This is a genomic window from Haladaptatus ordinarius, assembly GCF_054177595.1.
Genome location: NZ_JBPEHH010000031.1, coordinates 45652 through 53519, shown reverse-complemented (window position 1 = coordinate 53519; position 7868 = coordinate 45652). Strand labels below are relative to the sequence as shown.

The 7868-nt window shown below is 61.9% G+C and carries 11 protein-coding genes and 1 pseudogene; 4 read left to right on the top strand and 8 right to left on the bottom strand.

Annotated elements, in window-relative coordinates; all coding sequences use genetic code 11:
• Positions 1-177: pseudogene (locus tag ACR3FF_RS13190) on the bottom strand (ISH3 family transposase); the annotation flags it as partial.
• A gap of 65 nt (positions 178-242) precedes the next feature.
• On the opposite strand from ACR3FF_RS13190, the gene ACR3FF_RS13185 reads away from it, so the two are divergent.
• Together ACR3FF_RS13185 and ACR3FF_RS13180 are read left to right on the top strand one after the other, a co-directional pair.
• On the top strand, positions 243-449 hold the full coding sequence (locus ACR3FF_RS13185) for a hypothetical protein (RefSeq protein WP_458188536.1): 207 nt from the start codon (positions 243-245) through the stop codon (positions 447-449).
• Positions 433-795 carry a HalOD1 output domain-containing protein gene (locus ACR3FF_RS13180; protein WP_458188535.1) on the top strand — a complete coding sequence of 121 codons (363 nt, stop codon included), beginning with the start codon at positions 433-435 and terminating at the stop codon, positions 793-795. Before ACR3FF_RS13185 ends, ACR3FF_RS13180 begins: the two co-directional genes overlap by 17 nt.
• Positions 796-805: 10 nt before the next feature.
• Here ACR3FF_RS13180 and ACR3FF_RS13175 read toward each other — a convergent pair whose 3' ends face one another.
• The 4 genes from ACR3FF_RS13175 to ACR3FF_RS13160 form a co-directional block, all read right to left on the bottom strand.
• Complete coding sequence (locus tag ACR3FF_RS13175) at positions 806-1294, bottom strand: DUF309 domain-containing protein (protein WP_458188534.1); 489 nt, start codon at positions 1292-1294, stop codon at positions 806-808.
• A 220-nt stretch (positions 1295-1514) separates the two neighbouring features.
• Positions 1515-1832, bottom strand: a complete 318-nt coding sequence (locus ACR3FF_RS13170) for a DUF7116 family protein (protein WP_458188533.1) — start codon at positions 1830-1832, stop codon at positions 1515-1517.
• A 90-nt stretch (positions 1833-1922) separates the two neighbouring features.
• Entirely contained in the window at positions 1923-2459 is a 537-nt protein-coding gene (locus ACR3FF_RS13165; protein WP_458188532.1) for a hypothetical protein, read from the bottom strand.
• A 42-nt stretch (positions 2460-2501) separates the two neighbouring features.
• The gene (locus ACR3FF_RS13160) at positions 2502-2741 is read right to left on the bottom strand and encodes a DUF5816 domain-containing protein (protein WP_458188530.1); all 240 of its coding nucleotides are present in this window, start codon (positions 2739-2741) and stop codon (positions 2502-2504) included.
• A gap of 130 nt (positions 2742-2871) precedes the next feature.
• Here ACR3FF_RS13160 and ACR3FF_RS13155 point away from each other — a divergent pair, with 130 nt between their 5' ends.
• Positions 2872-3270 carry a universal stress protein gene (locus ACR3FF_RS13155; protein WP_458188529.1) on the top strand — a complete coding sequence of 133 codons (399 nt, stop codon included), beginning with the start codon at positions 2872-2874 and terminating at the stop codon, positions 3268-3270.
• Positions 3271-3309: 39 nt separating this feature from the next.
• Here ACR3FF_RS13155 and ACR3FF_RS13150 read toward each other — a convergent pair whose 3' ends face one another.
• On the bottom strand, positions 3310-4281 hold the full coding sequence (locus tag ACR3FF_RS13150; protein WP_458188528.1) for a mechanosensitive ion channel family protein: 972 nt from the start codon (positions 4279-4281) through the stop codon (positions 3310-3312).
• A gap of 150 nt (positions 4282-4431) precedes the next feature.
• On the opposite strand from ACR3FF_RS13150, the gene ACR3FF_RS13145 reads away from it, so the two are divergent.
• A complete protein-coding gene (locus ACR3FF_RS13145; RefSeq protein WP_458188526.1) occupies positions 4432-5178 on the top strand; it encodes a proteasome assembly chaperone family protein in 747 nt (248 codons plus the stop codon).
• Positions 5179-5276: 98 nt separating this feature from the next.
• Here the strand turns inward: ACR3FF_RS13145 and ACR3FF_RS13140 are convergent, their stop codons facing one another.
• Together ACR3FF_RS13140 and ACR3FF_RS13135 are read right to left on the bottom strand one after the other, a co-directional pair.
• Positions 5277-7538 (bottom strand): CDC48 family AAA ATPase, encoded by a 2262-nt coding sequence (locus tag ACR3FF_RS13140; protein ID WP_458188525.1) that lies wholly within the window; start codon positions 7536-7538, stop codon positions 5277-5279.
• On the bottom strand, positions 7535-7777 hold the full coding sequence (locus ACR3FF_RS13135; RefSeq protein WP_458188524.1) for a DUF7127 family protein: 243 nt from the start codon (positions 7775-7777) through the stop codon (positions 7535-7537). The genes ACR3FF_RS13140 and ACR3FF_RS13135 overlap by 4 nt, the downstream gene beginning before the upstream one ends.
• Positions 7778-7868: the final 91 nt, after the last annotated feature.

Genomic DNA, 7868 nt, shown 5'->3' with positions numbered 1-7868 from the left:
CGTGTCAACGGCAGCCCGTAAGACGACTTCCATAATCTCCTCGGAATCGAGGCCGGAGCCCTCGATTCCTTCCATCGGTATCAGCTCGAGCAACTCCATGCTAAGAGACTTCAACTGGCTGTTCGAAAGGAACTCGTCCGGATCTGTGAGGATACGTTTGAGTTTTGGTAGCCTCATTACGCACCAATCCGGACAGCGGCTGAATCAGGCGACTGATTCAGTCGCCTCATTCTGGCTACTACGTGTCAGCAACTGGTCTCTTGAGCCAGAGTGGACAACTAGCGAAATTGGTCGACCAGGGAGTCATCGAATTCGACGAATTGAACGAGACGATTCATCCCGGTGAGCACACCGAACAGGTGGTGAACGCATTGGCAAGCGTCGGGGCGAGTCTCGACGCCAATCAGGAAGTCCACGCCCGGAGTGAGCACGATGACGAAGGCAACTGACGGCGATGACTTCGAAGTCAGTCCGGATAGCAAGTGGAAGCTCGTTCAGCAGACACAGTACGACCGAGATGGGAGACACGACCTCACCACGACTATCATCACCACCGTCGCCGACGCCGAAGGCGTCGCTCCGACCGAACTGCAACAGCCGGTCTTGTACGAGTGCGTCAACGTATCCGCACTCGAAGATGCGTTCTTCGGGCCGGAAGTCAAGGGACAAACCCGTGATAGCGTCGGCAGCGCGGAGTTCGACTACGGAGGCTACCGCGTCGCAAGAGCGACGGCTGGGTTTCTGTGTACGAGCGTTCGTAGTCCACACCGACTCGGCCGCCGGAGAAGTCGATAACCCCGCGAATCTACTCCAGCGTCTCGACGTAGCCGAAATCTTCCTCACGCGCCTCGGGATACTCGCCGTCGAGCGGAATCTTCCACCCGTGTAGCACCGTCGGGTCCTCCAGTGCGTTCGTCAGTTTCGTCCGGACGTCGGTCACGTCCACGCCGTAGAAATCCCGTGGAACGCCGTGGAGGTACTGGAGTGCGGTCCCGAACAGCGAGCGCATCCCACCGTCGTCCTCGAAATCGAAGTGTTTGTACGCCCCTGCCGCGACCTGTACCATCCCGTGGAGAAAGGCGCTTTCCGTCGTCCCGTTGCCGTAGTTGTACCACTCGTCTTCGAAACAGTCGTGGCTCTCGTGGAACTCCCCGGAGTTGTAGAGGCGGACGCCGTGAATCGTCGCCCGGCGCAGGGTGCCGTGTTCCCAGAGTTCTTCTTGGGGAAGCCACCCCGCAGGGGTCTGGCCGCTGCGAGGCGGGTCGGCAGTCGGGTCGCGCGTGTGCTCGTCCATCGTGACGAGTGGTGGTTCGTGCTCTCGTGGTTTGTGTCTTCGTGCTCGGACGGAGATCAGACTTCGCGGCCAGTGTCGCGACGACGATGAGACAGACGGAAGAGACCGACGAATCCCCCACCGGAATTTCGTCGAGAGTCGCTTCGAACCCGAGACAGCGACCACGGAACACCGCATCGAAAGAAAGACGATTCGCTTCAGAGGGCCGTACCGGCCGTGTTCATACCGCGACTGTGCAGGGAGGTGCGCGCGCGACCTCGTAGTCTCCGCCTTCTCGAACGGCGATGACCGCCCACTCGTACTCCGGGTTCGACTCTCGTAACCGCCGACTGAGCTGTGCCGCGTTTTCTTCCCAGGTGACGAAACATCGAAGTTCGCCGCGTTTCGGCGCGTCGGCAGAGTCCGTGAGGGCCGTGACGCGTACTTCACGCCACTTCCGTCTGGCCCGGAACTCGTCGCCGTCGTCCAGCACTTCGTAGCCGAGACTGTTGAAAATCGATCTGGCCTCCTTGGCCGGTGGTGTGCTAACAGGGGCCATCCGCTTATCAGTACCACACACCGCATAATAAGTGTTCTTGCAAATATAGGTGGCTGGAGTTTGAGATACTCATTATAGAAATAAATCGAATCAAGAGAGTTTGACCCACGGGTTCGCGTGTTGAGAGGGGAAAGCTTTCACCTCGCCTTCGTGCCGGAGTTCCCTGAGTTGGTCTCGGGCGTGGTCTGAGTCGACGCCGCCGATGGCCGCCGCCGCGTCCAGCAGCATCGTCTCCATCACGCCATCCTCCGTGACCGTCTCGCGGTTCCCGCCCTCGGTCGTCGCCGCATCTGCACCGATGACGCGGAGGTACTCGCGGAGGTCGGTCGTGTCACCGAGTTCGTGGTGCCAGTGTCGCGGGTAGAAACTCACCCGCCCGCCGTCGAGTTCGTAGACGTGGCCGCTCTCCTGCCACGAATCGGCGTCGGTTCGCACCTCCTCGAACGAGGAGCGAAAGGCGTCCATTCCGAACCCGATCGCCTCGAAGTACGATTCCAGTACGTCGCGTTCTACACCCGGTCCGTCGCCGGGATGTCGAGTCTCGACCAGACGCACCGCGTCGTCCAGCGTGAGCGTCCGGATTCTACTCTCCAGGTCTGCCACGAGTTGCTGTTCGATCGAATCCACACTCGCTCTCGGGGGAGCCTACGGGTAAGAATCGTGCCCAACCTATTCGTGGGCCGCGTCCCACTCCGTCGCCTTCCGGAGGTTTCCACACTGGTTACACTCGATACGACCCATCGAATCCATCGCGTTGTCGAGCGTCTCGCAGTTCCCACAGAAGTAGCCGTACCGACGTTCTCTCGCTGGCGTCCGGTAGACGACGAAAAACGGCCCGTTCGACCCGCGTGTTCCTTCGTCCCTGCTGATGTAGACAGTCTCGCCGTCGTCTGTCGTCGTTTCGTCCATCGGCGTTTTCTTGTCACTCCAGCGATTTAGGGATACTGAACGCATCGAAGGAGGAAACCGACCCGGAAATCGAAGCGCGAATCGCGCGTCGATAGTAAGGTTCTCACCCGTGGGGTGCATCCGCCCTCACATGACTCGCGTCCTCGTACCGGTTCGGTACCCGCTATCGAGCCACTCCCGCCGGACGCTCTCCGAAGCCATCGACGTCGCCGAAGAGCGTGACGGTGACCTCACGGTTTTGCACGTTAACCTCTATCATCGCGGGAACGGAACGACACGAACCGACCTGAAGCGTGCCGTCGAGTCGGCGTTCGGCCGTCTGACGATCGCACGATACGTCGTCCGAGACGGCTTTCTCGTCGAAGAGACGATTCTCGAAGAGATAGCAGCGACGAACGCCGACGTGGTCGTCATCGGGCGCAAACAGATGGGCCGGTGGCGGCGTGCGATTCGGCGACTGGTCGACGACCCCGACATCGAGAACTTCCTCCGCGAGAAGGTCGACTGCGAACTCATCTCGGTCGGGTAATCGCAGTCGAACACGAGCAGAGGGGCGGAGAGCGGCTAGTCAGCGGTCGTCGAACTCGACCGGTTGCGGGGTTCGCTCGCCGTCGACGGACACTCGCGCGACGCCGCTGTTGTCGTCGAAGACGAGATGGGAGTGTGGGTAGGCGATTTCGACGTCGGCGTCCTCCAGTTCCGTCCAGATGTGCTCCAGAATCCGCGACCGGACACGCCGTATGTAGTAGGGGTCTTTCACCCAGAACCGAAGGACGAGCAAGACGCCGTGGTCGGCGTAATCTTTGATGTGTGCGACGGGGTCGCTCGGATAGCGCGCGCTCCCAATGCGGATGTCCGGGCCAGTCGAGACGACCTCTGGCGTCTGGCGGGCGGCCCGTTCCATGATGGCCCGTGCTTCCTGTAGGTCACCCTCGTACGTGACGAGGAGTTCGAGCGAGAGCCGAGAGCGCGTATCTTCTGCGGAGTAGTTTATCACGTCGCGTTCGCGCATCGTCGCGTTCGGAATGACGAGGAAGGTGTTTTCGAGCGTGAAAATCTTCGTGTATCGGAGGGTGATGTCCTCGACGTACCCCTGCGTGCCAGTTCCGGGTTTGCCGCTTCCGACGAGTTCGATGAGGTCGCCGATTTCGTATGGCTGGTCGGCCAGCACGAACAGTCCGTTGATGACGCTCCCGACGATGGGGGCGAGGATGAGACCGACCGCCGCAGAGAACACCGTCACCGACACCAGGATGTTCGACGGTTCTAGGCCCAGTCGCGTCACCGCGAACCCGATCGCGACGAATAGGATGGCACCGCGAACACCACGGAGAATCGTCTTCGTCACACTCGGCCGACGGAACCGGCGGGCGACGTGTCGCCCCACGAGGCCGACGACCAACTTCGAGGCGTACCAGCCGAGAATCAAGTACAGCGCGGCGAGAACGACGTCGGTCACCGTGACGCCCGCGACTGGAAAACGACCGACGTCTGCGATGAAGCGGAACACGTCGTCGACGAGACTCCCGAGCGTCGGCATGGCTCACCCCACTCACTCGTTCAAGTAAAACCTCGCTATTTCCGTGGCCGAGGTACGACAGGTGATACGACGAGAAGACCGAACGCCGGGGAAAATCGCCCCCCGGATCCGAGAGTTGAAACTAAGTTCCGACGTTTCGAACACCATCCTATGGCCTCCGAACCACCCACGAAACACGCTACCTTCGAGTTCAGTTACGACGAAAAACCGAGCGAAACCCTCATCGTCGGTCTCTCGGAGTTCGGTCTCGCCGGACTGACTGCGGTCGATTATCTCATCGAACAGTTGGACCTCGAACAGACCGGCCACGTCACCGCCGAGCAACTGCCCGCTATCACACCCTTCGAGAACGGACGCCCACGACACCACACCCGTCTGTTCTCCCGGCCGGACCTCGACGTGACCATCCTCGTCGGCGAACTGTTCGTCCCGGTCTGGGCCGCCGACTCGTTCGCCAGCGCCGTCCTCGACTGGACGGGAGAAAACGGCGTCGAGGAGATCGCCGTCCTCTCCGGCGTCCCGATTCCTCACGGCCCGGAAGAACACCGAGTGTTCTACATCGCTACGGACGATTACCGCGAAAAACGACTCACCGAGTCGGAGATTCCGGGGATGGGTCGGGGGTTCCTCGACGGCGTGAACGCCACGCTCGTCCGACGTGGTATCGACTCGTCACTCGCAACCGGAATTCTGGTCACGCCTGCCCACGCACAGACGCCGGACGTGGAGGCCGCGCTGCGACTCATCGACGCCATCTGTGAGGTATACGGACTCTCGGTCGACACCGGTCCGCTGGAGGCGTTCGGCGAGGAAGTGGGAGAATACTACGCGGAACTCTCGTCGCGGCTGGAGGCGGCCCGAGAATCCGAGCGTCCGGACGACAGAATGTACATGTAAAATTCGATACGGCGGTCGAGTGTCGACAGTTCGGACAACGGCCGGGGCGTCGGCGGGCGCGACGGCACGCGACCGCCGACCGTCAGCCCGTAGCGGTTCTACTGGAACGTTCGCCCGACACCGCGCTCCTGGGAGGGTTCCGCGGAGTCGAAGCGTTCTTCGATCTCGTCGTAGCGTTCACGGGTCTCCTGAGTGACGCTGGGCGTCACTTCGTCGAGGGCGTCTTCGAAGTGGTCCGCCGTGATGCGGACGTTGCCGACGCTCTCACCGATTTCCTCGAGCGAGACGCTCTGGACGAACTCTCGACTCGCGGCCATCGCCGCTTCGCGGCAGACGGCCTCTACGTCAGCACCGACGTACCCTTCCGTCTTCGCGGCCAGTTCGTCGAGGTCGACGTCGTCGGCCAGCGGTTTGTGGCGGGTGTGAACCTCGAAGATGGCCTTCCGAGCGTCCTCGTCGGGGACGGGAACGTGGACGTGCCGGTCGAGTCGCCCAGGGCGCAAGAGCGCCGAGTCGATGAGGTCGGGGCGGTTCGAGGTGGCAACCACGACGACGTCTTCGAGTTCTTCCAACCCGTCGAGTTCGGTCAGCAGCTGCGATACGACGCGCTCGCTGACCTGCGAGCCACCGCCTTCACCGCTCCCGCGCTCGGTGGCGATGGAGTCTATCTCGTCGAAGAACACCACGGTCGGGGCGTTCTCGCGGGCCTTGCTGAACACTTCGCGGACCCCTTTCTCCGATTCACCGACCCACTTCGAGAGGAGTTCGGGACCCTTGATCGAAATGAAGTTGCTGTCGCTCTCGTTGGCGACGGCCTTCGCCATCAGCGTCTTCCCGGTGCCCGGTGGACCGAACATCAGGACGCCTTTCGCGGCCTGCATGTCCAGGGCTTCGAACACTTCGGGGTAGTCGAGAGGCCACTGGATGGTCTCGCGCAGGCGCTCTTTGGTGTCTTCGAGGCCGCCCACGTCCTCCCACGTCACGTCGGGGACTTCGACGAACACCTCGCGGAGCGCGGACGGTTCGATGCCCTTCAGCGCCTCCTTGAAGTCCCGTTCGGTGACCTTCACCGACTCCAGCACGTCGGCCGGAATCTCGTCAGATTCGAGGTCGAGTTCCGGCCGAATGCGACGGAGTGCGATCATCGCCGACTCGCGGGCCAGCGATTCGAGGTCGGCACCGACGAAGCCGTGCGTGTTGTCGGCGTACTCCTCCAGGTCGATGGTATCTGCGAGCGGCATGCCGCGGGTGTGAACCTGCATGATTTCGAGCCGACCGTCGCGGTCGGGCACGCCGATTTCGATTTCGCGGTCGAACCGGCCGCCACGCCGGAGGGCGGGGTCGACGGCGTCCACGCGGTTCGTCGCCGCGATGACCGTCACCTCCCCGCGCTCTTCGAGGCCGTCCATCAGGGAGAGCAACTGGGCGACGACGCGGCGTTCCACGTCACCACCGGCCTCCTCGCGCTTGGGCGCGATGGAGTCCAGTTCGTCGATGAAGATGATGGCGGGGGAGTTTTGCTCTGCCTCCTCGAACACCTCACGGAGCTGTTCTTCGGACTCCCCGTAGTACTTCGACATGATCTCCGGGCCAGAGATGGTCTGGAAGTAGGCGTCGATTTCGTTGGCGACGGCCTTCGCCATCAGCGTCTTCCCGGTGCCCGGTGGCCCGTGGAGGAGCACTCCCTTCGGCGGGTCGATGCCGAGGCGACTGAACAGCTCCGGATGGCGCATCGGGAGCTCTATCATCTCACGAACCTGTTCGAGTTCGCTCTCCAGCCCACCGATGTCCTCGTAGGTCACGTCGGGACGGGCCTCTCCGCCAGCGCCGCCACCGGCCGCAATCTCCTCGGCGGGCCGTTCGCTGATCTGGATTTCGGTGGAGTCGGTGACTACGACCGTCCCGTCGGGGTCCGTGCTGGCGACCTTGAGCGGGATGGACTGTCCGGACCCCATCCCCATCAGGCCGAACCCGAAGGGGATTCCCTGGCCTTGCGTAATCGCCTGTCCGCTCAACTTATCGCGGATGTGCGGGGCGATGTTGCCGCGAATTTGGAGATTCTGCGGGAGGGCGATGGTGACCCGGTTCGCCGGTTTCACGTCGGCCTTCTCGATAGTGACCTTGTCGTCGATGCCGACGCCCGCCTCCTGACGAAGCTTTCCGTCGATGCGGATGATGCCACGGCCCTCGTCCTCGGGATACCCAGGCCAGACACGCGCGACTGCGCGGCCTTGCCCGCGCCCCTCGATGACGATGTAGTCACCGTTCTCGACTTCGAGTTCTTTCATCGAGTGCCGGTCGACTGCCGCGAGTCCGCGACCCGCGTCCTTCTGCTTGAGCGGCTTGACTGTGAGTTTCATCGTCTCACCTCGATAGTGACGACTCCGTTGTTGATAAACGCTTCCGCCTCTCCGTCTGGCAGTTCTAACTCCGTCTGGAACTGCTCACCGTCGCGTTCGACGACGATTATCGCCACGTCGTCGAGCACGTCTATCGAGACGTCGGCCGTACCGAAATCTGCGGCGACGACCTCGCTCCCGTCGTAGCGGTAGCGTCGGGCGATGCTCCCGTCCTGCTGTGATATGCGTTCGACTGACATCTATTCCTAACCTTCGGTTAGTGCTACTAGTATATATTTCTTTCTCTTACCGTAGCGATTACGTCTTGCGATTACCGAATATTGGCTGTAA

Excerpts from the sequence above, each read along its gene's own strand:
- ACR3FF_RS13180 (WP_458188535.1), top strand. The coding sequence starts at position 433 with ATGACGAAGGCAACTGACGGCGATGACTTCGAAGTCAGTCCGGATAGC.
- ACR3FF_RS13175 (WP_458188534.1), bottom strand. The coding sequence starts at position 1,294 with ATGGACGAGCACACGCGCGACCCGACTGCCGACCCGCCTCGCAGCGGC.
- ACR3FF_RS13170 (WP_458188533.1), bottom strand. The coding sequence starts at position 1,832 with ATGGCCCCTGTTAGCACACCACCGGCCAAGGAGGCCAGATCGATTTTC.
- ACR3FF_RS13160 (WP_458188530.1), bottom strand. The coding sequence starts at position 2,741 with ATGGACGAAACGACGACAGACGACGGCGAGACTGTCTACATCAGCAGG.
- ACR3FF_RS13155 (WP_458188529.1), top strand. The coding sequence starts at position 2,872 with ATGACTCGCGTCCTCGTACCGGTTCGGTACCCGCTATCGAGCCACTCC.
- ACR3FF_RS13150 (WP_458188528.1), bottom strand. The coding sequence starts at position 4,281 with ATGCCGACGCTCGGGAGTCTCGTCGACGACGTGTTCCGCTTCATCGCA.
- ACR3FF_RS13145 (WP_458188526.1), top strand. The coding sequence starts at position 4,432 with ATGGCCTCCGAACCACCCACGAAACACGCTACCTTCGAGTTCAGTTAC.
- ACR3FF_RS13140 (WP_458188525.1), bottom strand. The coding sequence starts at position 7,538 with ATGAAACTCACAGTCAAGCCGCTCAAGCAGAAGGACGCGGGTCGCGGA.
- ACR3FF_RS13135 (WP_458188524.1), bottom strand. The coding sequence starts at position 7,777 with ATGTCAGTCGAACGCATATCACAGCAGGACGGGAGCATCGCCCGACGC.